The organism is Pseudoalteromonas luteoviolacea (genome assembly GCF_001696455.1).
GTDB lineage: Bacteria > Pseudomonadota > Gammaproteobacteria > Enterobacterales > Alteromonadaceae > Pseudoalteromonas > Pseudoalteromonas luteoviolacea_C.
Genome location: NZ_MAUJ01000005.1, coordinates 107,419 through 131,634 on the forward strand (window position 1 = coordinate 107,419; position 24,216 = coordinate 131,634).

Sequence of the window (24,216 nt, forward strand, 5' to 3'; positions counted from 1 at the left end):
CGAGTTTTTAGGGGGTCAGCGCCTTGCGATTAAAACTATCATGACCACACTCGCTACAAGCAGTGATCTCAATGGCGTGATATATATCAATTTTATTGCCGCAATTCTTACATACTAATTGTCCCAAAGCTATCCATTCGCCCTGTTTATAAACCCCATCATGCTCAAAATCAGACATCAACGCTTGCCACTCAAGCTGAGTTCGATCTTCTAGATAAGCCAGCTCGTACAAAATGGATGCTTTAAACTCTTCCCAAGCAACGCCTTCGTAGTGATCGTGATGAACATTGATATGCTCTAAATCTCGTTTGAAATAATGGCGGTAATCATTAATTTTGTTCTGGCCAAACTCTTTCCATTTCTCTTCTTCTTGAATAAAATTTTCTACGAGCTTTTTTAACTCATGCTCTTTAATATCTTTCATCCAAGTCGAAAAATCGCTTAGCCACTGCTTGTAATCAGCCATTGCGCCTCCTTATCACTCGCCCAAAGTTTCAATAGGCGAATAGGTGGGTTGAGTTTGGCGCTCTCATAGTATCAATCATCAAAGTAAAACGTTTGCACCTAATAAGAAGGTGACGCTGGCTTGCATTCAATACATTTATTGAGAACATCACACATGTAATAGTATAGAACAGTCCCTCAAAAGAGCCATTTTCTCGGTGCCGATGCAACACATAACAGGTCCACCAAAAGGAAAACTGTATTTCTGCCAAAAATCTCATAATTACTTGTAAAATGACCATCAGAAACTGTGATCAGGGCAAGTTTTCGGGTATGCTATTGGCCAATTTTTATTATTAGTTTGCAAGAAGTCTGGAAACGTCAATGCAAGAGCAATACAACCCACAAGAAATCGAACCCAAGGTTCAGTCCTATTGGGAAGAAAACAAAACATTTAAAGTAGTCGAAGACGAGAATAAAGAAAAATACTACTGCTTATCTATGTTCCCTTACCCAAGCGGTCGACTCCATATGGGTCACGTTCGTAATTACACAATCGGCGACGTAGTATCACGCTTCCAACGTTTGCAAGGTAAAAATGTCATGCAGCCAATGGGCTGGGATGCATTTGGTCTACCAGCAGAAAATGCGGCTATTAAAAATAATACTGCTCCAGCTAAATGGACTTATGAAAATATCGATTACATGCGTAACCAATTAAAGCAACTTGGATTTGGTTATGACTGGGATCGCGAAATTGCCACCTGTCACCCAGAATACTACAAGTGGGAACAGTGGTTCTTCACCAAGCTTTATGAAAAAGGTTTGGTTTACAAGAAAATGTCGACTGTAAACTGGGATCCAGTTGACCAAACTGTACTGGCCAATGAGCAAGTTATTGATGGCCGCGGCTGGCGTTCAGGTGCATTAGTAGAGCAAAAAGAAATTCCACAGTGGTTCATTAAAATCACAGACTATGCTCAGGAGTTATTAGATGATCTAGATAAACTAGAGCACTGGCCTGAGCAAGTAAAAACAATGCAGCGGAACTGGATTGGCCGTTCTGAAGGTTTAGAAATAGATTTCAAGCGTGCCGACAACGATGAAAGTTTCACGGTTTACACGACGCGTCCTGATACATTTATGGGGGTAACGTATGTTGCAGTAGCAGCAGGCCACCCAATTGCATTAGAAGCAGCAGAAAACAACGCAGCGGTTGCAGAGTTTGTAGAAGAGTGCAAAAACACCAAGGTCGCAGAAGCAGACCTTGCGACGATGGACAAAAAGGGCATCGCAACAGGCTTTACAGCAGTGCACCCTCTAACAGGTCAAGAAGTACCAATCTGGATCGCAAACTTTGTGCTGATGGATTATGGTTCTGGCGCAGTCATGGCAGTTCCTGGCCACGATCAACGTGACTATGAATTCGCAACGGCATACGGCCTTGAGATTAAACAAGTTATCAGCCCTGCTGAAGGTGCTGAAGAAGTGGCTGATTTAGAAAACGCAGCATTCACCGAAAAAGGCGTTCTGATTAACTCTGGTGAATTTGACGGCTTGGACTTTGACGCGGCATTTAATGCCATTGCGGATAAATTGGAAGGTTTAGGCGCTGGTAAACGTAAAGTAAACTTCCGTCTGCGTGATTGGGGTGTAAGCCGCCAGCGTTACTGGGGTTCACCGATCCCAATGCTCAATAAAGAAGATGGTTCTGAGCTGGCTGCCACAGAAGACATGCTACCTGTTCGTTTGCCAGAAGACGTTGTCATGGACGGCGTAACTTCGCCAATCAAGTCAGATCCTGAATGGGCAAAAGCGACAGTAAATGGTGAGTCTGTATTCCATGAGACAGATACTTTCGATACCTTTATGGAGTCTTCTTGGTACTATGCGCGTTACTGTAGCCCACGCTACGATGAAGGCATGCTTGAGCCAGGTGCTGCAAACTATTGGCTGCCTGTTAATCAGTATATCGGTGGTATTGAACACGCGATCTTGCACTTACTATACGCGCGCTTCTTCCATAAGTTACTGCGTGACTTTGGTCTAGTTAACTCTGATGAACCATTTGAGCGTCTACTATGTCAAGGCATGGTTTTGGCTGACACCTATTTCCGCAAAGACGAGAAAGGTGGTGATATCTGGATCTCACCATTAGATGTAGAAACAGAGAAAGACGACAAGGGCAGAATCACCAAAGCTTGGCATAAAGACGATGGAGAACCTGTATTCTCTGCGGGCATGAGCAAAATGTCTAAGTCAAAAAATAACGGTATCGACCCTCAAACTGTAATTAAACAGTACGGTGCAGATACGGTTCGCTTGTTTATGATGTTTACCGCACCGCCAGAGCAAACACTTGAGTGGTCTGATTCAGGCGTGGAAGGTGCTCAACGATTCTTGCGTCGTATTTGGAAATATGCAGTAGATGTGAAAAGTGCAGGCACGGCTGAGCTAGACTTAGCAGCACTGAATAACAACCAAAAAGCACTTCGTCGTGAAGTGCATAAAGCAATTGCTAAAGTGACCGATGATGTAGAGCGTCGTCAGACTTTCAATACGGCAATCGCAGCTGTCATGGAGCTTTCTAACAAGCTTGCAAAAGCGCCATTAAATGACGCTCAAGACATTGCACTTGCGAATGAAGCACTGAATGCAATTGTGATTATGCTTGCACCAATTACACCGCATATGTGTCATGAGTTGTGGGAGCAACTAGGCCAAGAAGGTGACGTGCTTGATGCTGCTTGGCCTCAAGTAGACCAAAGTGCGCTTGTTGAAGATGAAAAGCTTATTGTTGTTCAGGTAAACGGCAAACTTCGCGCCAAGCTAACGGTTGCAGCAGATGCGACAAAAGAGCAAGTTGAAGCACTGGCATTTAGCGAAGAAAACGTAACTAAATTTACCGAAGGTAAGACTATTCGTAAGGTTATTTACGTACCGGGTAAATTGCTCAACGTGGTTGCCAACTAATGGTCGCCTTAACGCCGCGAGTAAAAATAGCAGCAGGCCTTCGTGGCTTAGCTGCTTTGCGTGCGCTACGAAATGGACTAGCAATGTTGCTAGTCTGTTTCCTCATTACGGGGTGTGGGTTTCATCTCAAACAAGCCTCGTACATTCCCGAAGACTTGAGAGCCTTACAGTTGACTGGTGATGACCAAAAGTCGGCGCTATATGAGCAACTAAAATATGAATTGCAACGTGCTCAAGTAACCGTCAGTGAGACTCAAAGTAACGGCCAGGCAACACCTGCTCCTCAACTGCATTTATACAAAGATGCTCTTAGCAGACAGCCATTGAGCTTATTTTCTAACGGTCAGGTAGCACAGTATGAACTTGCATATGTTGTTTCTTACCGCCTCACTAGACCAGGCCAAGAGCCCTATGAGCAAAGTTTTGAGTTATATCGTAACTATCAAGACGACCCTAGCAACTCGCTTGCCAAATCAAAAGAACTAGAAATCATTTTGAGTGAAATGCGCAAGCTAGCCACGAAACGAATCATTCGAGAATTGTCACAACTCTAATGCGCTGTTATGCAAATCAATTGGCAGGCCAATTAAAACAAGGCCTGCAACCATTCTATATTATTTTGGGCGAAGAACCTTATCAAGAGGGAAACTGTGCGTTAAGCATTCGTCAAACGGCTAAAAAGCAAGGCTTTGATGAAGTCATTAAGTTTGCAATTTTACCCGGCTTTGACTGGCAAGAGCTCGCTGCTCAATATAATAGTATGTCCCTGTTTAGCGCAAAAACACTGATAGAGTTAGACTTAAATCAGCAAAAGCCGCCGACACAGGGCACGACTATCCTCAAAGAGATAGCTAACAACATCAATCCAGATGTCATCTTAGTGGTCAAAGGCAATAAAGCGAGCCAAGACATACAACGTACAGCGTGGTTTAAAGCACTCGATAAGAACGGGGTGTTTGTTCCTTGTTATCCACTCACAGGCTATCACCTAGAAAAATGGCTCGATGAAGAGTGTAAACGACTCAAAGTCAACTTAAAGCATGATGCGAAACGTAGCCTTCTAGCTGCGACAGAGGGCAACCTACTTGCAACCTCGCAAGAGCTAGAAAAGCTCTCACTCATATACAAAGATAGTTTGATTGACCAGCAGCAATTAATGGGCGGTCTCCTAAATCAGGCTAAGTTTGATATTTTCGATTTAAATGAAGGGCTTCTAAAGGGCAACCCCGGATATATTATTAAAGTGCTCAACAAACTGGCGACAGACAATGTTGAGCCCACCAGCGTGGCTTGGACACTCCAGAATCAAGCAAACACATTGTTAACCATGAAACGCGGACTGGTTAATGGCCAGCCAATAAGCCAACTTTTCAAACAAAACAATGTGTGGAAAAATCAACAACAAGTGACTCAACAAGCACTTGATCGCCTTACTATCTCGCAACTAGAAAGAATCATTACTCTACTCGCGCAGTATGATTCTGCATATAAACGCAATGTGCTCGTAGCGCCCTATCAAAGTCTTGCACATATTGCTTTGAGTTTTTGCCAATCACTTCCTTTTGTGATGCCCTACGAAGGGGCGCTTGAAGAGCAAAACAATGGAGTGGGTAAGTCATGATTGCGATATTTGGAGGAACTTTTGACCCTATCCACCGCGGTCATTTAAATATGGCTCACCATTGTGTAGAAGAGCTATCGCTTGATGTTTTACATTTTCTACCCAATGCCGCGCCAGTACACAAACAAGGGCCGGGAATAAGCACCGCACATCGCATTGAAATGTTGCGTTTGGCCATTGCCAGTAACGCCAAGTTTAGACTCGATGACAGAGAAATTAAACGCGTCGAACCCTCCTACTCCGTGCTTACTTTACAAGAATTAAGAGCGGAAAATCCGTCGCAACCCATCGTATTTTTAATGGGCATGGACTCATTTAATAGTTTGAATAAATGGTTTCAATGGGAGACAATTACCCAGCTTTGTCACATTGTTGTGTATCGCCGCCCAGGGGAAGAATATGCTGCAAATGCGACGCTTGAAGCTTTTTTAAAAAAGGCTCAAGTACACACTCCTACTGCCTTACATACTCACCCTTTTGGAAAGTGCTATTTTCTCACCGGGATCCCTTTTTCAGCCGCCTCTAGTGACATCAGAAAAGCCATAAAAACAGGACAGAATGTTGAACCTTGGCTATGCCCTAATGTCCTAAACTATATAAATAAAAACAAGCTGTACGCTGATTAGTGTATAAATGGGCTTGGGAAATATAACGAAAAGCGTGTTAGAATTACGCCCTTATTTGTAAGTAAATGTAGCAAAGAGATTCAGATTTGGATTCAAAACAACTTTTAGACTTCGCCATCGATAAAGTCGATGATATGAAAGCCCGTGATATCGTTCAATTAGACGTACGTGAAACCTCTTCAATAACCGACTATTTGGTGATTTGTTCTGGTAACTCAAAACGCCATGTTCAATCAATTGCTGAGCACGTCGCAAAAGAGGCGCGTCATGCTGGTGAAACACCGCTGGGTCATGAAGGGCAAGACGCAGGCGAGTGGGTGTTAGTTGACTTGGGTGATGTCGTTGTGCATGTCATGCAGGACCAAACTCGCGACTTTTATGACTTAGAAAAACTTTGGGGATAATGTGAAAATCCAGTTGATTGCTGTCGGCACCAAAATGCCAGCATGGGTGGAAACAGGTTTCAAAGAATATCAGCGTCGCTTTCCCAAAGATATGCCACTGGAGCTCATTGAGATTTCGGCTGGTAAGCGTGGAAAAAATGCAGATATTAAACGCATCTTGCAGCAAGAAGGTGAGAAAACACTTGCGGCAATTCCTAAAGGAAACCGTATTGTTACGCTAGAAGTGACAGGTAAAGCGTGGGATACACACCAACTAGCGAGCAATATGGAAAAGTGGCAACTTGATGGGCGTGATGTCAGCTTGCTGATCGGTGGACCTGAAGGCCTTGCACCTGAGTGTATCGCTGCAGCAGAACAGAAATGGTCTCTATCAAACCTTACACTGCCACACCCGTTAGTGAGAATTGTAGTTGCAGAAAGCCTATATAGAGGCTGGAGCTTAAATAACAACCATCCATACCACAGAGAATAACAATAATATGCTCAAAACTAGGCCAACGATCCGCGATCATAGTGCAGAAGCAAACCTTTTTGCGCGCCGAGCTTTTGTTGGCTTTGTTTTTGTCGTCATTCTCATCGGCATACTCTTAAATAATATATACAGCCTACAAGTCGAAAAGCACGAAACTTACCAGACGCGCTCCAATGACAATCGAATTAAAGTGATCCCAATAGCGCCTAATAGAGGACTCATCTATGACCGAAATGGGATTTTACTCGCCGAAAACAGACCCGTATATAACTTGGAGGTCATACCTGAGCAAGTAACGAATCTAGAAGCCTCTTTGGATCTTCTCAATGGCATCATCGAGATTACTGATGCACAAAAAGCCGCTGTTATTAAGAGCAATCGCCGTTCACGGCGCTTCAAAAGTCAGGTTTTAAAAGCGCGGCTGAACGAAGAAGAAGTGGCGATTTTCTCCGTAAATCAACACCGATTTCCCGGTTTCAGTGTTGAGGCCAGATTGGCTCGCCATTACCCATATGGCGATGCATTAACCCATGCTTTAGGCTATGTCTCTCGCCTCAACAAGAAAGAACTCAATGAATTGGAGTCACAAGGACGGGCGAAAAACTACAGAGCAACCCATGATTTTGGCAAGTTGGGGATTGAGAAATTCTATGAAGAACGTCTTCATGGCCAAGTTGGATCGCAACGCGTAGAAGTCAATAACCGCGGAAGAATTATTCGCTCATTGAGTGTGGAGCCCCCAAAACCTGGTCAAGACTTAGTTCTTACGCTGGATATTGGCCTGCAAAAAATAGCACAAGATGTACTTCAAGGTGTACGGGGTGCCATAGTCGCTATGGACCCAAAAGATGGCGGGATCCTCGCTTTGTACTCTAATCCCAGCTATGACCCGAATTTATTTGTACATGGTATAAGCAGTAAGGATTATCGTGCTTTGTTAAACCCTGACAGACCTTTAATCAATCGTGCAACACAAGGCCGCTATGCACCCGCGTCAACTGTGAAACCGCATTTAGCAATTCTGGCGCTAGAAGAAGGCGTCGTGACAGAGCAAACCAAAGTATGGGACCCTGGCTTTTTTCAAATACCAAACGTAGAACACCGCTGGCGAGACTGGCTTCGCTGGGGCCATGGCCACGTTGACGTGTACAAAGCGATTGAAGAGTCATGTGATACGTATTTCTATGAAACCGCTTATAAGCTCGGGATAACCAAGATAAGTAATTTCATGAGTCAATTTGGGTTTGGAGATTTATCAGGCATAGACATACATGAAGAAACGCCAGCTATTTTGCCTACGACAGATTGGAAACGTCAACGCTTCAATGAGGCTTGGTGGCCAGGTGATACCATTTCTGTTGGCATTGGCCAAGGTTATTGGACAGCAACCCCCATGCAAATTACAAATGCGGTCTCAATATTGGTCAATAAAGGGATACACCGACCGCCTCATCTAGTACAAGTTGCAAAACAAAACAACGATGTAGAACAAATGTACACCGAAGAAAAGCCGCCCGTCGTCTTAAATGAGCCTCACAATTGGCAAATCGCACTGGATGCGATGCACAATACAGTTAAAAAAACGACGGGAACGGCCAACAAGGCATTCAAAGGCGCAACCTATGATCCAGCCGGAAAAACCGGTACTGCTCAAGTCGTGAGCATCGCTCAGGGCGAGAAGTATGTTGCAGAAAATCTTAAAGAAAAGCATCGTGACAATGGTATCTACGTTGGCTTTGCGCCTTTTGACAACCCTAGAATTGTCGTCACCGTGATTGTTGAAAACCAAGGTGGTGGTTCAGCCATTGCAGCTCCCATCGCACGTAAGTTGATGGACTACTACTTTGAAACTTACCCAAGTGACACGGAGGGCAAATGAACCAACTAAGAAAGCAACGTTCATTTTGGCAACGGATTCATATCGATCTGCCTCTTTTAACTGCCCTATTGATCATGATGCTGGGTAGCTTAGCGGTTGTGTACAGCGCGAGTGGACAAAACATGGACATGATGACTCGTCACGCGACGAGAATGCTTGGCGCGCTTATCGCGCTTGTTGTCATGGCTCAAGTGTCTCCTAATACCCTTAAAAGGTTAGTGATCCCCCTTTATTTTGTTGGACTAATTACGCTGATAGGGGTATTTTTCTTCGGCGTCACCATCAATGGTGCCAAGCGCTGGTTAGACGTTGGCATAACACGCTTTCAGCCTTCGGAGATCATGAAACTAGCAGTACCCATGATGGTTGCTTGGTATATCGGACGCCAGCAGCTCCCCCCAAAAATTTTGCATCTTATCATCGGTTTTGCGATTGTCATCGTCCCAACAGTGTTAATACAAAAACAACCCGACCTTGGCACCTCTCTACTCATTGCAAGCTCTGGTGTATTTGTCCTCTTTCTGTCTGGGCTGAGTTGGAGATTAATAGGATCTGGCATCTTATTGGCTATTCCCGGCGCGTTTGCTATGTGGCACTTTGTGATGCATGAATATCAAAAACAAAGAGTACTTACGCTGTTAGACCCTGAGAGCGACCCTTTGGGTGCCGGGTACCATATTATCCAATCTAAAATTGCCATTGGCTCTGGTGGCATAGAGGGTAAAGGCTGGCTTCAAGGTACCCAATCCCAACTTGAGTTTCTTCCCGAGCGCCACACCGACTTTATATTTTCCGTTTTAAGTGAAGAATTTGGATTACTCGGTGTTGTCATGTTATTGAGCGTTTACCTATTTATCATTGGGCGAGGGTTATATATCGCCGTCAATGCGCAAGAGGCGTTTAGCAAGCTACTTGCCGGCGCACTCACCCTCACTTTTTTCGTCTATATTTTTGTTAATATTGGTATGGTGTCAGGATTGTTACCTGTAGTAGGTGTTCCTCTACCATTAGTCAGCTATGGTGGCACTTCAATGGTAACCCTTATGGCTGGTTTCGGTATAATCATGGCCATAGCTACAGATAAAAGAATGTTATTAAAATAATGAAACCTATCCAGCTTACATTGATACTTTTTGTATTATTTACACTGGCCGCGTGCAGTAGCCGTTATCATACTCGTCAAGACAAAGCACCTTTGCGTGCGCCGACGCAATTGGAAATGCGAGATGCGAAAGTCACCAACGAAGCCAAAAGTGTGAGTGCTGGGCGCCCATATAAAGTGCTAGGAAAACACTACGCGCCTATCTCAGATGAAAAAGGGTTTGTGCAAGAAGGTACAGCTTCTTGGTATGGCAGAAAGTTTCATGGTTACTACACTTCCAATGGCGAGACTTTTAACATGTTTGATATGACTGCGGCACACAAAACATTACCGCTGCCCAGTTTTGTCAAAGTGACTAATTTAGCAAACAATAAGTCTGCTATAGTGAGAGTGAATGATCGCGGACCGTTTCACGATGACAGAATCATTGATTTATCGTATGCAGCCGCCTACAAGTTAGGCTATCACTTACAAGGTACAGCGCAGGTTAAGATAGAGGCGATTACTATTGACCGTAAAACTCCTCGACTAACCTATGTGCAAGTTGCAGCAGCAAGCAACGAAACCAACGTGCAGGCACTTGCAACTAAGTTGGCAGGTCAATTTAACCTTGGTGCGCCCATCGCATATGAAGATAATCTCTACAAATTGCGACTTGGACCCATTTTGGATGACCAAAAGGCGCAAAAAGTGCTAAAAACCTTGCAAGAGGGTGAATTTAACAAAGCTTTCTTGCTTTACACGGAGCAGGAACTTTAGAATAGCCTAAAACCAATTAAATGGTTCTTGTTCAAAAATACAGTGTCTGCAAATTATATGAAAACACACTTTGAACAAGAAAAAAATCAGCTGGCCCGTCAAAGAATAAGAAGGAGCCAGTACAAATTAGAAAAGCGAGCATGATGACAGTATTTAAACCAAAAATTGTTAAAAAAATCCTTGGTGTTGTGTGTTCTTTGTCACTGTTTTCAGCAAGTGCACAGATCATCCCTTCCCCACCTCAAATTAACGCCAAAGGCTATTTCTTGGTTGACTTTACAACTGGTAAAGTAATCGCAGAAGGCGAAGCCGATACTAAGTTATTGCCCGCCAGCTTGACTAAAATGATGACCAGCTATGTAATTGGTACAGAGATTTCTGCTGGCAATATCGCCCCAACAGACATGGTCACAATCAGTGAAAATGCTTGGGCAAAAAACTTTCCGGGTTCTTCTGTTATGTTTATCGAAGTTGGCAAAAAAGTCAGTGTCGATGACCTAAACCACGGCATCATAATACAATCAGGTAACGATGCATGTGTTGCAATGGCTGAACACATCGCAGGAAGTGAAAGCGCGTTTGCCGATCTAATGAATGCACATGCCGAAAAGTTAGGTATGAGCAACAGCTATTTCGTTAATAGCCATGGTCTAGATGCACCGCAACAGTTCACAACACCTCGTGATATGGCAACACTTGGCGCGGCACTAATCAGAGACGTCCCTGAAGAATATGCACTCTATAAGCAGAAGTCATTTACATTTAACGGTATCAAACAATATAACCGAAACTCTCTCCTTTGGGATGCAAGCTTAGATGTTGACGGTATTAAAACAGGCCATACAGCAGAAGCGGGTTACAGCCTAGTAACCTCAGCAACTAAAGGTGACATGCGCCTGATTGCTGTCGTGATGGGTACAGCCAGCGAACGCGCTAGAAAAGTAGAAAGTAAAAAACTTCTAAACTATGGTTTCAGATTCTTCGAAACGATTACACCTTATAAAGCAGGTGACAGTTTTGCAGACCAACAAATTTGGATGGGTAACAAGAAAACAGTATCTCTTGGGATTACACAAGATACACCTATTACCATCCCGCGTGGTCAACGTAAAAACCTTCAAGCGCATTTTGAGCTTGACCAGACTTTAACTGCCCCTTTAGCAAAAGGCAGTAAAGTAGGCACGTTATTCCTTCAACTTGAAGGGGAAGATATTGCAGAGTACCCATTGGTAACGCTAGAGGAAATTGAAGAAGGTAGTTTCTTTAGCCGCATATACGACTACTTACGTTTACAGATCATGCAATAACCCTGAGTTAAGTAAGTATATAAACACATGACGCCTCTCTTAGAGGCGTTTTTTTTGCTGCAAAAATGATAGAATGCCCGCCATTATTGAGGTGATGATGCCTAAGTGAAAACGATTCACATTACACAATCATTGCTTAGTATCTGTAGTGAGGAAACCGTCGTGGTAAAACCTGTAAAAAACACTAAGTTTGATGAGTACTTAGAATTTCCATGTCCATTTACTTTCAAGATAATGGGCCTAGCTAATGTCAATCTTACGGATCAAATTCTAGCTAAACTGCAAACTATTGCACCGGGTGATTATGCACCTAAGGTCAAGCCGAGCAGTAAAGGCACTTATGAATCAGTAACGCTAGTTGCGACAGTGACATCTAAAGAGCAAATTGAGCAAATTTACACAGAACTTGGCAGCATTGAAGCTGTTCGTTACGTACTGTAGTAAGTAAAGGAAGTCCATGAGCAACCATAGCGTCATCATTCGCCAACTTGGGCGGCAAAATTATGAGCCAATCTGGCAAAAAATGCAGGCATTCACTGACCAACGTGATGAGTCTGACGCCGATGAAATCTGGTTAGTCGAACACGAGCCGGTCTTTACACAAGGTCAAGCGGGCAAGTCAGAGCACCTGCTTGCACCGGGAGATATTCCAGTTGTTAAAGTCGACCGTGGAGGCCAAGTCACCTATCATGCCGGGCCAACAAATGATGTATGTGTTATTTAACTTGCGTCGCTTAAAGATTGGTGTTCGTGAGCTTGTTACTTGGCTTGAAGAAACCATCATCGACGCTTTGCAAGAATACAACATCAATGCCTATGCGAAGCCAGATGCACCAGGGGTTTACGTAGATGATTGCAAAGTTGCTTCTCTGGGTCTAAGAGTTAGAAGAGGCTGCTCATTTCATGGGCTAGCACTTAACGTTAATATGGATCTGAGCCCATTTCTGCGAATCAACCCTTGTGGGTACGCAGGTATGCAAATGGTCCAAACGAGCGAAATTAATGGTCCAGCCTCGCTTGAACAAGCAGGCCAAGGGCTAATAAAACATATGCTTAAGCGAATAAACGCCGAGCATGTTGTACACACTGAAGGGTTTGAGAACGAATGAGTAAGCCAGTCAAAATGGAACCGGGTGTAAAGCTGCGTGATGCCGAAAAAATGGCATTAATCCCGGTAAAAGTCCTACCAACTGAGCGCGAGCAAATGCTGCGTAAGCCTGAGTGGCTTAAAATCCGTCTGCCTAAATCAAGCGAGCGAATTGAAGGGATAAAAAGTGCCATGAGAAAACATGGCCTCCATTCAGTATGTGAAGAAGCATCTTGTCCAAACTTATCGGAGTGCTTCAATCACGGTACAGCCACATTTATGATATTAGGTGCGATATGCACTCGTCGTTGCCCATTCTGTGACGTAGCGCACGGCAGACCGTTAAAACCAGATGCTGCGGAGCCAGAAAAGCTAGCACTGACTATTAAAGATATGAAGCTGAAATATGTTGTGATCACATCAGTAGACCGAGACGATCTGCGTGATGGCGGAGCACAGCATTTTGCGGACTGTATCAGAGAGATCCGTAAGCACAACCCAGGGATCACTATTGAAATCCTTGTGCCAGACTTCCGTGGCCGTATGGATCGCGCACTTGAGATCTTAACCGAGACACCACCAGACGTCTTCAACCACAACCTAGAAACAGCGCCAAGACTTTATAAGCTTGCGCGTCCGGGTGCAGACTATAAATGGTCACTAGAGTTGCTTCGCCGCTTTAAAGAAGCGCACCCAGAAGTGAAGACTAAATCCGGGTTGATGGTAGGCTTAGGTGAAGAGATCTCTGAGATTGAAGAAGTGTTAAGAGACTTGCGCGAACACAACGTTGATATGTTGACCGTAGGCCAATACCTTGCGCCTTCCAAACACCACTTACCGGTAAAGCGTTATGTGCCACCAGCCGAGTTTGACGCATTAAAAGAGTATGCCGATGAGATTGGCTTCTCTCATGCCGCTTGTGGTCCATTTGTGCGTTCGAGCTACCACGCTGACCAGCAAGCAGCGGGTAAAGAGGTAAAATAACCTTTTAGCCGCTCTCAATCCCAAAAGCAAGCCCATTGGGTTTGCTTTTGGCTTTTTGGAACTGCTATTTAATAATGAGCTGATCTTCCCAAGTATGAATAAGGTTTGGGTTGGTTAAGTTAAACACTTTGACAACCATCGTTTTACCAGCAGCATTTTCGCACTCAATGATCTGATAAAGTACAGGCTGTGCATGATTTACGATCATATCACTTTTCACAAAAACGTCTGAATGAAATGGCCCTTTTCTGTCCTCGCCATTAAACAAGCCAAGAGATACCCCTCGGTTAGCCAAGGTTGTACAGTAAGACTGTGTGTTTTGATTATTCACCTTGAGTAAGCTTTTTATTTCATATGCAGAGTGATAGCCAAAAGAGTAAGGTTGGTGAATGAACTCTCCTGCTGGCTCCAAAGAGATTTGCCAATCAACTACGGGCGCGCCTGGTATGTTTACCTGTACCTTATAATCAACACCTTGCGAATCCGTACAATTTATATGCACTGATTTAGGTTCTTGCAATACAGACTCATCATTTAGATCAGATTCCAGGGTTAAATTTTTTGGGTCATTAGCATCCACCGAAACTCGTAATCCACTCAAGTGTGAATAAGTTTTGCTCGAATACACATTAGCAAATTGACAATCATTCTGGGTGTCTCGTAAACGTACGCTGAGAGACAACGTATGAGCCCGCTCACTGGTAATGGTCGCTGATTGCACTGGACCGTAGGCATAATGTGTTACGCGCTCAAATCCATCTGTATCGATGATGATTTGCTCTGACGCATGTAGACTGGAGTTTGAAAATAGAGCAGCTAAAAAAAACATTCTTGAATAGTTCATATCAATTTCCTTTCGCAGTGAGTGTAATAACAATACCGAGCAGCAATTGACGCTGGTCATTGGCAAAAAAGCTAACAAACAACTCTGGTACCTGCAAAAGTCATGTTTAATCACATGCATTACCCAAACCATCGCAGGGTATCTATGTAATTCATCAAGTTATAGACAAGTTGGAATTTTTAATCACGATTCCTCAACCGCCCATAATGCTTTCTCATTGCTCCCAAAATAAAGCCGATAATCTCCTATTCAAAACTTTGATAAAGATAACTGAAACTGAGATATCAAGTGAGGCATTGTTTGTGTGAATCGCAAAAATTCACTTTGTTGCCTGATATATCTCACTTGTTTATTACGCACCATCTGCAGTGCGTAATAAATTGAATACTGTACATGACATTTACGTTGCTCAAAAAATTACGCAGCCAGCTCAGGGTTATTACGCACACCATCGATAGCTTGGGTTATATTCATCAAATAGACATCTTCAATAAGTGAAATCACATCATTCCAACGAGGGTTATATTCATTATTTTCCCAGCGCCTGAGCGTACGCTCTTCAATTCCATAACAAGCTGCTGATTCAGCTTGCGTGAACCCCCTGCATTTGCGTGCGTACTTAAGTAATTGCGCACCTTTGGGGGTGCGAACACGTTCGCTTGACCCTTCTCTTTCATCAGAGCTTTGCTGAGCTGCTACCAAGTTTTGAGACAGTCTTACTTTCATCTGGGTATTAAAGATTGATTGTTTGGCCATTTCCACTTTCCTTATTTTATTACGCAAGTGAATTAAAGTGACTACTGTTAAACGTTATAACCCACTGCTGTTAATACATCCTGAATCTAAAAGCATCAGTATGCGTAATTTTTTAAGAATTATAGATCAACTTTTTACGCACAACAACCTAAAAGTGACCTTTTTTTGCGTAAAAAATTGCATTGAGTTTATTTTTAAAGCGCTTTATAATGCACCTATTACTGCGTAATAAGATGTAATGTAGGACTTAGAAACCATATATGGACGGATCAAATACCTTAAATAGCTTATCCTTACGGGTAGAACATGCTATAAAACCACACAGCATCAGAGCGTTTGCGTCAAAAATTGATGTATCTGAGGGCACATTACGTCGAATCTTGAAAGGCGAAGACCCTAAACTGAGTATTGTAGAACGTATAGCAGAAGAAGCAGATGTGAGTTTGCTTTGGCTTATAACGGGCGATGAAGATATCGCAACTGCAGACTCGCCTGCGTCGATGCACCCGATAGTTAAACTAGAAGAATTTAACGAAGCCTTTGTACTTGTGCCTGGTTATCACGTGTCAGTTAGTACAGGCCATGGCGCTTTCAATGGTCATACGCAAATAGCAAGGCACCTCGCGTTTAGAAGAAAGTGGCTGGAATATAAAAACCTAGAGAAGAGTGAACTGGCCGTTGTTTTTGCTAAAGGCGACTCAATGGAACCGACAATCCATAATAACAATACGATTCTGGTCGATCTTTCAGATAAGAAGCTCAGCGAAGGGCTGATTTATGTCGTTCGTTTGGGCGAAGAGCTATACGCAAAACGCCTGCAACAGTATTTAGATGGCTCTGTCAGGTTAATCAGCGATAACAAAGAGTATGTGGAGCAAGTGGTTAAACCTGATGAAATGGAACAGCTAGAGATTATTGGTAAGGTTGTTTGGATAGGTAAAGATCTAACTTAAATAGTCTTTTGAAAAGCAGCCTAAGTGGGTATCACGCCCACTTAGGCGATTATTCAATTACAGCTTTTGCCAAGCACTGCTGTTGCCAGGCTCATCTCCTTTAGTCCACCACAACGCTTTGTAACGCGCACATTGGTTTACCGAATCACAATAAGATACTTCAGTCCCTGTATCGTATGCTACACTCACATGCCAAGGAAACTCTGCTTGGCTTAACAATTTCCAGGCATCAGCAAAACGCGTCGGTTCGACACCTGATACCCAATATTTTGCCTCCCAAATCAGTGTCTGTTTGACCTCTTGGTCAAAGTGGCTCACTTTATCACCTGTGTTGTACACAGCACTCGCATCATATACAAGGTGGCCATCAGTCCCTTTTGGCGTCACAGTAACAACAACTGTATCGCTGTAGGTATCTACACCATTGTCTGACACGCTTAATCGAAAGACTAACTGCTCTGCTTGATTCACGGAAGGAGCAATAAAGATTGCTTTGACTGAATCTGACGCTGATATTGTCACTGTCGAACCTGAGACTTGTACCCAGCTGTACGTCAAAGTGTCGCCATCTGCATCTGTTGTGTTACTGCCATCTAAAACAACTTTGCTTGCAGCAGACTCAACTTGCTGATCGGCACCTGCGTTGACAACAGGTGGCGTATTAACTTTGCTATCTGTCACGATGATTTGTACTTCATCGCTAGTGCGACCGCCTTTGCCATCAATGGCACTAAAACGTAGCATGACCGTTGCCTCACCGACTACATCAGGCGCAACAAACTCAGCGTCTAAATTCGTCGCAACCCCCAAGATAACGGCTGGCCCAGATACTTGTTGCCACTGATAAGTCAGTGCGTCTTTATCCGCATCAATTGCTGTTGCAGCTAGCTGAACCACAGAACCTGACAATACACTTTGATCCACACCCGCGTTAACGACAGGTGCACGGTTAGCACCATCGACTTGAGGGTGGCCCAGCGACTCATGCATCCAGTTTAAAATATCGCCATTGTCAGTATCAATTTCCCAACCAAACATGCCACCCAAGCCTTCTTTTTGAACAAGCTGTCCTTTGGCTGTAATAGACCTCTGATCATCATATGAGATTAAATCTCCGGTACTTGGGCGATAAATATAAGCAGCCTGTGCAACAGTGTCATAATGAGATTCCCAATCTGGGTGCTTTGCCCACTGCGCAATATTGGCATACATAAGCGTCCCAGGCTCTAGTTTAAAGGCATCCGTTGGCGCCGACGGGCCTGTAGCCTTACCTTGCATGTGGTGTGTCCCGGGCATATAGTCAACACCCGTCCAACCTCGACCGTACATTGCCACACCAGCCACAAGTTTGTTTCCAGGTACACCTTGCGCTTTTAACAAATCAATACCCGTTTTCAAGTTGTAGTGAGTGGTACGCTTATCAGACGGTTTAAAATCTGATGGATAGACCGCTGTTTGGTGACCAAGCCCTGCCAAATCCCAAGCCCCAAAGTAGTCATAAGACATCATTAGGATGTAATCCATATACTTGATGGCTTCGCCGTAATTTACTTTCTCTAACTTATCATAACCAACATTGATAGCAGAGGTCAGTTCATACGTTCGTCCTGTGCGCGCTTCCTCCTCATCGAGCATGGTGCGTAGCTCGCGCATTAATTTGATGTAAGTTGCACCGTCGCTCGGTGATCCTAAGTTAGGATTGGCGGCAGCGACTCCTGGAAACTCCCAATCAATATCGATACCGTCCCAGAACTGCCATGTTCTCAAGAATTTACGACACGACTCAACAAACGTTTTACGCTTGGCGTCATCTGCCATAAAGTAGAATGGATCTGATAGCGTCCAGCCCCCAATAGAAGGGATAATTTTAAGATCTGGATATCGCTGCTTTAACGCCATCATTTGACCATAGTTGCCTTTGACCGCATCTTGATTGACCTGATCACCTATCGGTTTCATATACGCCGCCCATGGATCGGGTGGCGCCAATTCAAAATCACTTAATCCTGCGGTGACTTTTTGGAATGTGTTGTAACCAGTTGGGTTCTCTGTTTTAAAGGAATCGTTAGGGCCAGTTATTGCCACAAATCCATAGAAGATATGCGTTAAATTTTCAGCTGGAATATTATCTATGTAATAGTCCATACCTTCCACACGGTATATTGACCACTCTGCGGCGTATGCCGCGACCATCTTACCTGTTGTATTGACGTATGACCGGTTGGTCATTTCGATTGGAAACCGAGGATCGTTCACTTTCATAGCTAATGGCTCTAAATGAGTTCCCGCTGTATCAGCGACAATTAAGGTCTTTGAATTGGTACTCTGCGTGCAACCATTGACATTACACAGTTGTACCGCCAGTTTGAATTTTCCACCTCTATCAAAAGTTAAAGTCTCTACACCTGACTGTGAGCTGCCAACGTCTGTTAAAACTCGGCTGTGAACAACTTTACCATTCAATAAAATATTAACCGTTTCTCCAGGTTCGCCCGTCCATTTGGACCATGGTACTGCGACCTCAACACTCGGTGCGACCACAACATCTTTATATGCAAGTGAATCAGTAATTGTCACCAAACTGTGCTTTTCAACCATCCACTCTAACTTAGGGGCCCCTGGTAGTGCCGCCAAAGTTTGAGTAGAGGCAACTAAACCTGCAAATATTAAGGCTTTCTTAACATGGCTGAAAACCTTGTTGTTCGCATTTCTCATTAGAATTCCTTCTACATGTTATTGTTATTTTTACTGTTGTTTAGGTAATTACTTACCCGCTTTTTTAAATTTCAAAGGGCCCTTTTCTCCCCCTGAAAAGTATTCTCCTACTAAGTACTGACCATCTTCAGAAAGTGTCAATGTGTGCACACCTTGCGTAGTCCAACCCGGAATTTGCTGAGTTACCTGAACTTTGATGGTAATGGTGTCTTTTTCTCTAATACCACTTCCATGCTCCACAAAGGGGATCCCCTTAAACTCTAGATAGTGGGCTGTAAAAACTTCTCGCCCTTGTTGCGATACGATCAAATGCCCATTCGCGAAGTTGCTGTTATTTACTATTTACATCGTGCCACAAGCCAGCAATGCGCCTGTGTTCTTTTGCATTTTGACCAGCACCAGTCACCGAGACAGCGCTGTCACTTGCATGCAAAAAGAAGGTAGAGCCTAGTATCAGTGACATGAAAAAAAGAATTTTGGCTCGAAGCATATTTCGATATCCCTCAAATTAATTGACAAAAAACGCCTAAACATCAACACCAATGTACCTAATACTTCTAAAAAAACAACTTAAATTGTTACAATATGGGTACAAATTTATTACAAAACTTGAGTGCAGTTGTCTTTTGTTGATTTAAAACCAAACGCCAATTAAATGAAAAACTGATTTATTTTCTTTCTCTCGAATTGAAAGTTGGGGCAATACAACCGATAAAAAATCAAGCTAAGCGTGTCGTGATAACTCAGCTAAATTCGTCATAGGGCATTATTTTTATTCACCTACTTTTATCTGTGGGTCAGCTCAACTCCGCGTTTGAATAAAGGGCTCGACTATTTTTGAGCAGTCGTCTTGAGTGTATTTAGTTACATCCTCGGTCTATTCACCACAAGACTTAGTAATAACTCCACTTTTACCAAAGGAATCAGCATGTCTAATCAAACCTATTCACCAGATAAAGTATGGCAATGGAAAGAAGGCAATGGTGGTAAATTTGCCAATATTAATCGACCCACATCAGGTTCAAGATTTGAACAACCTCTCCCTCAAGGTGAGCACTCTCTACAACTCTATTCACTCGCGACACCAAATGGCATCAAAGTGACTATTTTATTAGAGGAGCTGATTGAAGCGGGGATATCAGAGGCCAATTATGATGCATACACAATTGATATTATGGAAGGAGAGCAGTTTTCCAGTGGCTTTACTCAAGCTAATCCTAACTCGAAAATTCCAGCCCTAATTGACTTGTCTCAAAATCCTCCCTTAAGGGTCTTTGAGTCAGGTTCAATTTTGCTTTATCTCGCTGATAAATTCGCAACATTCTTGCCAAAAGATACCATGACCAAAACTGAATGCCTCAATTGGCTTTTCTGGCAAATGGGCTCAGCCCCTATTTTGGGCGGTGGGTTTGGTCACTTTTATGCCTATGCCCCTGAAAAGTTCGAATACCCCATTGATCGCTATACCATGGAAGTAAAGCGTCAGCTAGATGTACTAAACAACCACCTTGCGAACAATAAGTTCATGTGTGGTGACACTTATACCATTGCAGATATGGCCATTTGGCCTTGGTACGGACAACTCGTTGAAGGCCGTTTATATGACGCCGCAGAGTTTTTGGGTGTCAATGAGTACACTAATGTATTGAGGTGGAGTCGAGATATCTCTGCTAGACCTGCAGTCAAACGTGGTTGCATCGTGAATAAAACTTGGGGTGAACCCCATGAACAGCTGCACCAACGCCATCACAGTAGTGATTTTGAGCTTAAAACTCAAGATAAACTGATCACAGAGTAGGTTCTATACCGCGTCATCGAGGGCCAATTTCTCTGGCCCTTGGAATGCTATGACTGCTTTGACATAAACTCACTCATACGCTCTTGTAACTCTAGCTCACTGAGATCTTCAATATGTGTTCCAATCGTCCAAACATGACCATATGGGTCTTCCAAAGTACCAGCTCGATCCCCATAAAACTGGTTTTCTACCGCTTTCAACTCTTTAGCCCCCATTGCTAGAGCCTGTGCAAAAACCGTATCGACATCTTCTACATAGTGCATCAAGCTTACCGCAGTTCCACCTAGTTGCTTAGGGCCTTTAAAATGCATATCTGGGCATTCATCACTGATCATCAAGTGCGAGTTTCCAACCTTAATTTCCGCATGCGCTATACGGCCGTTGGGTAGATTCATTTGCATTACAAGCTGGGCATCAAATGCTTTTTGATAAAAGTGAATAGCATCCGCTGCGCCATCAACTATCAAATACGGAGTCAAAGAGTGGTATCCTTCCGGTATCGCTTTTACACTCATAATTAGTACCTTGATTTATAAGACTGTAACTAAAATTAGCCGATAAATACCAAAGTACAAACTTCTGCGCGCCTCTAATAAAGTAAACTTCTTTGCCAGAATCAGAGTTGCTCTCTTTTTTTCCCTATAAAACACGCTAAACTATGCGTTTTTATCATATCTAGGTAGCAACATGCAGCGTAAAAAACTAGTCAATCAATTAACTGAATTACTTAAGCCCTTCCAGATAAATGACTATTGTCCAAATGGACTGCAAGTTGAAGGCAAAGACGAGATAAAAAAAGTGGTCACTGGGGTTACTGCTAGCCAAGCGCTCATTGACGCAGCCATTGATAAACAAGCTGATGCTATATTGGTTCATCACGGTTACTTTTGGAAAGGTGAAGACCAAACAATCACAGGCATGAAGCAACGCAGAATTAAGCGCCTACTTGAACATGACATTAATCTATTAGCCTATCATTTGCCACTGGATGTCCACCCTGAACTTGGCAACAATGCGCAGCTTGGTGAATTACTTAACCTGACCGTAGAGCGCCCACTTGAGCCTTGGAACAAAAATAGCGTTGCTGTAAAAGGCAAACTAAAAACCCCGATGTCGGTGGATGAGTTTTCGGCTTTAATTGAGCAGAAACTTGATAGAAAACCCTTGGTAAATAAAGCGGGCGACCATGAGATTAAAACGATAGCTTGGTGCACCGGAGGAGGTCAAAGCTTTATAGACCTTGCAGCCAGCCAAGGAATAGACGCTTATTTAACGGGTGAAGCCTCTGAACAAACAATTCACAGCTCAACTGAGCAAGGTATTCATTTTTTTGCAGCGGGACACCATGCAACAGAACGATATGGCGTCAAAGCATTGGGCGAGTACCTAGCTGATAAGTACGACTTAGATGTCGAGTTTATTGATATTCATAACCCTGTATAAAAAGTATGTCTAAGAAGAAAAAGCAGCGTGTAGTCACCACCCCCCGAGATCGTAACTTTAGTGATATCGCTGGTAAGTTTAAAAACAACATCTATGGCACAACTAAAGGAAAAATACGTGAAGCAGTACTTCAAAGGGATTTAGATGAAGCCTTAGCAACAATAAAACCTAAAAGGGCACTTCGCGTGCTTGATGTAGGTGGAGGGCAAGGTCAACTTGCCCTGTACCTTGCACTTCAAGGGCACCTAGTTACTTTGATAGATGTCTCAGAAGAAATGCTGGGGTTGGCTCGTGAACGGGCAGTAAACGCCGACGTTTCACAGTCCATGGTTTTCATACATGCACCTTTACAAGCCATTCCTGAATTAGACTTGGGACAATTTGATTTAGTCCTTTGCCATGCCGTCCTAGAATGGGTTGTAGACCAGCAATCTGCACTCAGTATTTTACGCTCTTCACTCGCGCCTGAAGGCATTTTGTCGTTGATGTACTTCAATAAATCAGCACAAAGATTGGCCAACATGGTCTATGGTAACTTTGATTATGTTGCCAATGGCCTAAAGGTGAAACAAAAGGTGGGATTAAGCCCCAATCAACCTCTAGAGAGTCATCTGGTTGATAAATGGCTGCAAGAACTGGATTTGAATCAAATTAGTAAAACCGGTGTAAGGTGCTTCCATGATTACCTTCGCGAACTGGATAAGGCTGAAAGCCAATTTAACGCTTTATTGGATATGGAACTAAAATATAACCGCACTGAGCCTTACGCTTCGATTGGACGCTATACACACCTTCTACTTGACCATAAACGTCTTTAGAGCGCGCGGCAATAAAAAAATGGCCTTAACAAATTATACCCACCACAGTACAACCGTTAAGGCCAGGACATGTGCTGAAAGAGAGCAGCAACTCCACGTTGCCATAGCTGCACGAATATGTCCCTTGAATCCCTTTGATTTAAATTGAAAAGCATATATATCATAAACTTAAAAAGGGTTATTTATAGGATTTCATTATGAAAATGCAGTAATACTAGCTCATATAAATCCAACTTTTTTGTCGCTACCCCTTGGCCACCAGCCGCTTTTATCACATGGTTTTGGTTTTCTGATTCAACCCAAGTGTATACATAAAATGGTGTATCATCCCCCCTTGAGCGCATCGCCCGTAACAACTTCAATCCAGCAAGCGGTTCTCCTTGTCTGCCCATATCAGAAATAACGACATTATATTCGTACATACTCAGTAATAGCAGCGCTTCTTGGGTCGACGTTGTGTTATACACGCCAATTTTATGCTTTAAAAAGTACCCTTGCTCTTTTTTGTTATTAACTGGGTTATCATCGACCCACAGGATCCTACCTATTGCGTCTAGCGGCTCGCTTGCTTTAAATTCTCTCTCTTCTAAATGTTCGAAAGAGTGATTGATGATCAACCAAATACACACAGAGCACATTAGGAGCGTTACACCAATCCAAAATTTTAAATGCGCGCCATCTGAGCGATGCTCTGCACTCAACAATTCGATATTGAGCTGTGTGTCATCTTCGACGCTCTGCTGAAAGACTTTCAATTCGGGATTAAATTTATAGCCTTGGCCTCGCACTGTCACAATCACATCTTGCTCAACGCCTAGACGATGCAACAAACTGCGAGTGTCAGAGACCAGCCGAGGTAACGACCATGGTGAAACAACAGAATCAGGCCAGAGAAATGCGACTAACTCTTGTTGGTTACATACTTTTGGGCGAGTATCCAACAAGTACAAAAGCAAATTAAATACGCGTTCTTCAAGCACTACTTTTTTATCTTGTACGTCTAGTGTTTGTGTCTTCGCATTTAAAGTTACATTAGAAAATCGATACTCCATATCACAGCCATTTCCATTTAATTTACTAATAACTAAAAGAATTAATAGACTATACCAAACTCAGCAACAGAGCTACCCCTATAACTTAGTAATAATGTCTAATGGAAAAAGCAAAGACATCGTACCTTATATGGAACCTTTCAATAGCCAGTACATTAAACTGGTTTTATAAAGAATCG

General features: G+C 43.2%; 24 protein-coding genes and 1 pseudogene. 17 read left to right on the forward strand and 8 right to left on the reverse strand.

Features of this window, described 5'->3' with window-relative positions; translation table 11 throughout:
• Positions 1-7 precede the first annotated feature (7 nt).
• Positions 8-466, reverse strand: a complete 459-nt coding sequence (locus A7985_RS15435) for a zinc ribbon-containing protein (RefSeq protein ID WP_065791356.1) — start codon at positions 464-466, stop codon at positions 8-10.
• Positions 467-828: 362 nt separating this feature from the next.
• On the opposite strand from A7985_RS15435, the gene leuS reads away from it, so the two are divergent.
• The 13 genes and pseudogenes from leuS (at position 829) to lipA (ending at position 13,658) form a co-directional block, all read left to right on the forward strand.
• Positions 829-3,417 carry a leucine--tRNA ligase gene (gene leuS, locus A7985_RS15440; RefSeq protein WP_065791357.1) on the forward strand — a complete coding sequence of 863 codons (2,589 nt, stop codon included), beginning with the start codon at positions 829-831 and terminating at the stop codon, positions 3,415-3,417.
• 83 nt (positions 3,418-3,500) lie between these two features.
• On the forward strand, positions 3,501-3,971 hold the full coding sequence (locus A7985_RS15445; protein ID WP_370671172.1) for an LPS-assembly lipoprotein LptE: 471 nt from the start codon (positions 3,501-3,503) through the stop codon (positions 3,969-3,971).
• Positions 3,971-5,038 (forward strand): DNA polymerase III subunit delta, encoded by a 1,068-nt coding sequence (gene holA, locus A7985_RS15450; RefSeq protein WP_065791359.1) that lies wholly within the window; start codon positions 3,971-3,973, stop codon positions 5,036-5,038. The genes A7985_RS15445 and holA overlap by 1 nt, the downstream gene beginning before the upstream one ends.
• Complete coding sequence (gene nadD / locus A7985_RS15455; protein ID WP_065791360.1) at positions 5,035-5,664, forward strand: nicotinate-nucleotide adenylyltransferase; 630 nt, start codon at positions 5,035-5,037, stop codon at positions 5,662-5,664. Before holA ends, nadD begins: the two co-directional genes overlap by 4 nt.
• A gap of 86 nt (positions 5,665-5,750) precedes the next feature.
• Positions 5,751-6,068: a ribosome silencing factor gene (gene rsfS, locus A7985_RS15460; RefSeq protein ID WP_063370839.1), complete on the forward strand. Its 318-nt coding sequence runs from the start codon at positions 5,751-5,753 to the stop codon at positions 6,066-6,068.
• A gap of 1 nt (position 6,069) precedes the next feature.
• The gene (rlmH, locus tag A7985_RS15465; RefSeq protein ID WP_065791361.1) at positions 6,070-6,540 is read left to right on the forward strand and encodes a 23S rRNA (pseudouridine(1915)-N(3))-methyltransferase RlmH; all 471 of its coding nucleotides are present in this window, start codon (positions 6,070-6,072) and stop codon (positions 6,538-6,540) included.
• 7 nt (positions 6,541-6,547) lie between these two features.
• Positions 6,548-8,419 carry a penicillin-binding protein 2 gene (gene mrdA, locus A7985_RS15470; RefSeq protein ID WP_065791362.1) on the forward strand — a complete coding sequence of 624 codons (1,872 nt, stop codon included), beginning with the start codon at positions 6,548-6,550 and terminating at the stop codon, positions 8,417-8,419.
• Positions 8,416-9,522, forward strand: a complete 1,107-nt coding sequence (rodA, locus tag A7985_RS15475; RefSeq protein ID WP_065791363.1) for a rod shape-determining protein RodA — start codon at positions 8,416-8,418, stop codon at positions 9,520-9,522. Before mrdA ends, rodA begins: the two co-directional genes overlap by 4 nt.
• On the forward strand, positions 9,522-10,280 hold the full coding sequence (locus A7985_RS15480; protein ID WP_065791364.1) for a septal ring lytic transglycosylase RlpA family protein: 759 nt from the start codon (positions 9,522-9,524) through the stop codon (positions 10,278-10,280). The genes rodA and A7985_RS15480 overlap by 1 nt, the downstream gene beginning before the upstream one ends.
• 143 nt (positions 10,281-10,423) lie before the next feature.
• Positions 10,424-11,587: a serine hydrolase gene (locus tag A7985_RS15485; RefSeq protein WP_065791554.1), complete on the forward strand. Its 1,164-nt coding sequence runs from the start codon at positions 10,424-10,426 to the stop codon at positions 11,585-11,587.
• 162 nt (positions 11,588-11,749) lie between these two features.
• Complete coding sequence (gene ybeD, locus A7985_RS15490) at positions 11,750-12,028, forward strand: DUF493 family protein YbeD (protein WP_065791365.1); 279 nt, start codon at positions 11,750-11,752, stop codon at positions 12,026-12,028.
• A gap of 16 nt (positions 12,029-12,044) precedes the next feature.
• A pseudogene (gene lipB, locus A7985_RS15495) lies at positions 12,045-12,696 on the forward strand (lipoyl(octanoyl) transferase LipB).
• Complete coding sequence (gene lipA, locus A7985_RS15500; RefSeq protein ID WP_065791366.1) at positions 12,693-13,658, forward strand: lipoyl synthase; 966 nt, start codon at positions 12,693-12,695, stop codon at positions 13,656-13,658. The pseudogene lipB and the gene lipA overlap by 4 nt, the downstream one beginning before the upstream one ends.
• A 64-nt stretch (positions 13,659-13,722) precedes the next feature.
• Here the strand turns inward: lipA and A7985_RS15505 are convergent, their stop codons facing one another.
• Together A7985_RS15505 and A7985_RS15510 are read right to left on the reverse strand one after the other, a co-directional pair.
• On the reverse strand, positions 13,723-14,502 hold the full coding sequence (locus A7985_RS15505) for a hypothetical protein (RefSeq protein WP_065791367.1): 780 nt from the start codon (positions 14,500-14,502) through the stop codon (positions 13,723-13,725).
• Positions 14,503-14,919: 417 nt separating this feature from the next.
• The gene (locus tag A7985_RS15510) at positions 14,920-15,258 is read right to left on the reverse strand and encodes a helix-turn-helix domain-containing protein (protein WP_247684815.1); all 339 of its coding nucleotides are present in this window, start codon (positions 15,256-15,258) and stop codon (positions 14,920-14,922) included.
• Positions 15,259-15,518: 260 nt separating this feature from the next.
• Between A7985_RS15510 and A7985_RS15515 the strand changes: the two genes are divergently transcribed.
• Positions 15,519-16,211, forward strand: coding sequence for an XRE family transcriptional regulator (locus A7985_RS15515; protein ID WP_065791368.1), 693 nt, complete (start codon positions 15,519-15,521; stop codon positions 16,209-16,211).
• 57 nt (positions 16,212-16,268) lie between these two features.
• Here A7985_RS15515 and A7985_RS15520 read toward each other — a convergent pair whose 3' ends face one another.
• From A7985_RS15520 to A7985_RS26535, 3 genes are read right to left on the reverse strand one after another with little or no spacing between them, the layout of a single operon-like run.
• Positions 16,269-18,926 (reverse strand): glycosyl hydrolase family 18 protein, encoded by a 2,658-nt coding sequence (locus tag A7985_RS15520; RefSeq protein ID WP_065791369.1) that lies wholly within the window; start codon positions 18,924-18,926, stop codon positions 16,269-16,271.
• A gap of 48 nt (positions 18,927-18,974) precedes the next feature.
• Complete coding sequence (locus A7985_RS15525; RefSeq protein WP_141685383.1) at positions 18,975-19,235, reverse strand: hypothetical protein; 261 nt, start codon at positions 19,233-19,235, stop codon at positions 18,975-18,977.
• A 22-nt stretch (positions 19,236-19,257) separates the two neighbouring features.
• The gene (locus A7985_RS26535) at positions 19,258-19,416 is read right to left on the reverse strand and encodes a hypothetical protein (protein ID WP_176716757.1); all 159 of its coding nucleotides are present in this window, start codon (positions 19,414-19,416) and stop codon (positions 19,258-19,260) included.
• A 438-nt stretch (positions 19,417-19,854) separates the two neighbouring features.
• Between A7985_RS26535 and yghU the strand changes: the two genes are divergently transcribed.
• The gene (yghU, locus tag A7985_RS15530) at positions 19,855-20,724 is read left to right on the forward strand and encodes a glutathione-dependent disulfide-bond oxidoreductase (protein ID WP_065791371.1); all 870 of its coding nucleotides are present in this window, start codon (positions 19,855-19,857) and stop codon (positions 20,722-20,724) included.
• A 47-nt stretch (positions 20,725-20,771) separates the two neighbouring features.
• Here yghU and A7985_RS15535 read toward each other — a convergent pair whose 3' ends face one another.
• Positions 20,772-21,239: a VOC family protein gene (locus tag A7985_RS15535; RefSeq protein WP_065791372.1), complete on the reverse strand. Its 468-nt coding sequence runs from the start codon at positions 21,237-21,239 to the stop codon at positions 20,772-20,774.
• Between the two features lie 172 nt (positions 21,240-21,411).
• Here A7985_RS15535 and A7985_RS15540 point away from each other — a divergent pair, with 172 nt between their 5' ends.
• On the forward strand, positions 21,412-22,167 hold the full coding sequence (locus A7985_RS15540) for a Nif3-like dinuclear metal center hexameric protein (RefSeq protein WP_065791373.1): 756 nt from the start codon (positions 21,412-21,414) through the stop codon (positions 22,165-22,167).
• A 5-nt stretch (positions 22,168-22,172) separates the two neighbouring features.
• Positions 22,173-22,985, forward strand: a complete 813-nt coding sequence (locus tag A7985_RS15545) for a methyltransferase domain-containing protein (RefSeq protein WP_065791374.1) — start codon at positions 22,173-22,175, stop codon at positions 22,983-22,985.
• 182 nt (positions 22,986-23,167) lie between these two features.
• On the opposite strand, the gene A7985_RS15550 is transcribed toward A7985_RS15545, so the two are convergent.
• The gene (locus tag A7985_RS15550) at positions 23,168-24,037 is read right to left on the reverse strand and encodes a winged helix-turn-helix domain-containing protein (RefSeq protein ID WP_065791375.1); all 870 of its coding nucleotides are present in this window, start codon (positions 24,035-24,037) and stop codon (positions 23,168-23,170) included.
• Positions 24,038-24,216: the final 179 nt, after the last annotated feature.

Excerpts from the sequence above, each read along its gene's own strand:
- A7985_RS15510 (WP_247684815.1), bottom strand. The coding sequence starts at position 15,258 with ATGGCCAAACAATCAATCTTTAATACCCAGATGAAAGTAAGACTGTCT.
- A7985_RS15545 (WP_065791374.1), top strand. The coding sequence starts at position 22,173 with ATGTCTAAGAAGAAAAAGCAGCGTGTAGTCACCACCCCCCGAGATCGT.
- A7985_RS15535 (WP_065791372.1), bottom strand. The coding sequence starts at position 21,239 with ATGAGTGTAAAAGCGATACCGGAAGGATACCACTCTTTGACTCCGTAT.
- rodA (WP_065791363.1), top strand. The coding sequence starts at position 8,416 with ATGAACCAACTAAGAAAGCAACGTTCATTTTGGCAACGGATTCATATC.
- yghU (WP_065791371.1), top strand. The coding sequence starts at position 19,855 with ATGTCTAATCAAACCTATTCACCAGATAAAGTATGGCAATGGAAAGAA.
- A7985_RS15505 (WP_065791367.1), bottom strand. The coding sequence starts at position 14,502 with ATGAACTATTCAAGAATGTTTTTTTTAGCTGCTCTATTTTCAAACTCC.
- A7985_RS15435 (WP_065791356.1), bottom strand. The coding sequence starts at position 466 with ATGGCTGATTACAAGCAGTGGCTAAGCGATTTTTCGACTTGGATGAAA.
- A7985_RS15485 (WP_065791554.1), top strand. The coding sequence starts at position 10,424 with ATGACAGTATTTAAACCAAAAATTGTTAAAAAAATCCTTGGTGTTGTG.
- A7985_RS15480 (WP_065791364.1), top strand. The coding sequence starts at position 9,522 with ATGAAACCTATCCAGCTTACATTGATACTTTTTGTATTATTTACACTG.
- A7985_RS15520 (WP_065791369.1), bottom strand. The coding sequence starts at position 18,926 with ATGAGAAATGCGAACAACAAGGTTTTCAGCCATGTTAAGAAAGCCTTA.
- leuS (WP_065791357.1), top strand. The coding sequence starts at position 829 with ATGCAAGAGCAATACAACCCACAAGAAATCGAACCCAAGGTTCAGTCC.
- mrdA (WP_065791362.1), top strand. The coding sequence starts at position 6,548 with ATGCTCAAAACTAGGCCAACGATCCGCGATCATAGTGCAGAAGCAAAC.
- nadD (WP_065791360.1), top strand. The coding sequence starts at position 5,035 with ATGATTGCGATATTTGGAGGAACTTTTGACCCTATCCACCGCGGTCAT.
- A7985_RS26535 (WP_176716757.1), bottom strand. The coding sequence starts at position 19,416 with ATGCTTCGAGCCAAAATTCTTTTTTTCATGTCACTGATACTAGGCTCT.
- A7985_RS15550 (WP_065791375.1), bottom strand. The coding sequence starts at position 24,037 with ATGGAGTATCGATTTTCTAATGTAACTTTAAATGCGAAGACACAAACA.
- holA (WP_065791359.1), top strand. The coding sequence starts at position 3,971 with ATGCGCTGTTATGCAAATCAATTGGCAGGCCAATTAAAACAAGGCCTG.
- A7985_RS15515 (WP_065791368.1), top strand. The coding sequence starts at position 15,519 with ATGGACGGATCAAATACCTTAAATAGCTTATCCTTACGGGTAGAACAT.
- A7985_RS15445 (WP_370671172.1), top strand. The coding sequence starts at position 3,501 with ATGTTGCTAGTCTGTTTCCTCATTACGGGGTGTGGGTTTCATCTCAAA.
- lipA (WP_065791366.1), top strand. The coding sequence starts at position 12,693 with ATGAGTAAGCCAGTCAAAATGGAACCGGGTGTAAAGCTGCGTGATGCC.
- A7985_RS15540 (WP_065791373.1), top strand. The coding sequence starts at position 21,412 with ATGCAGCGTAAAAAACTAGTCAATCAATTAACTGAATTACTTAAGCCC.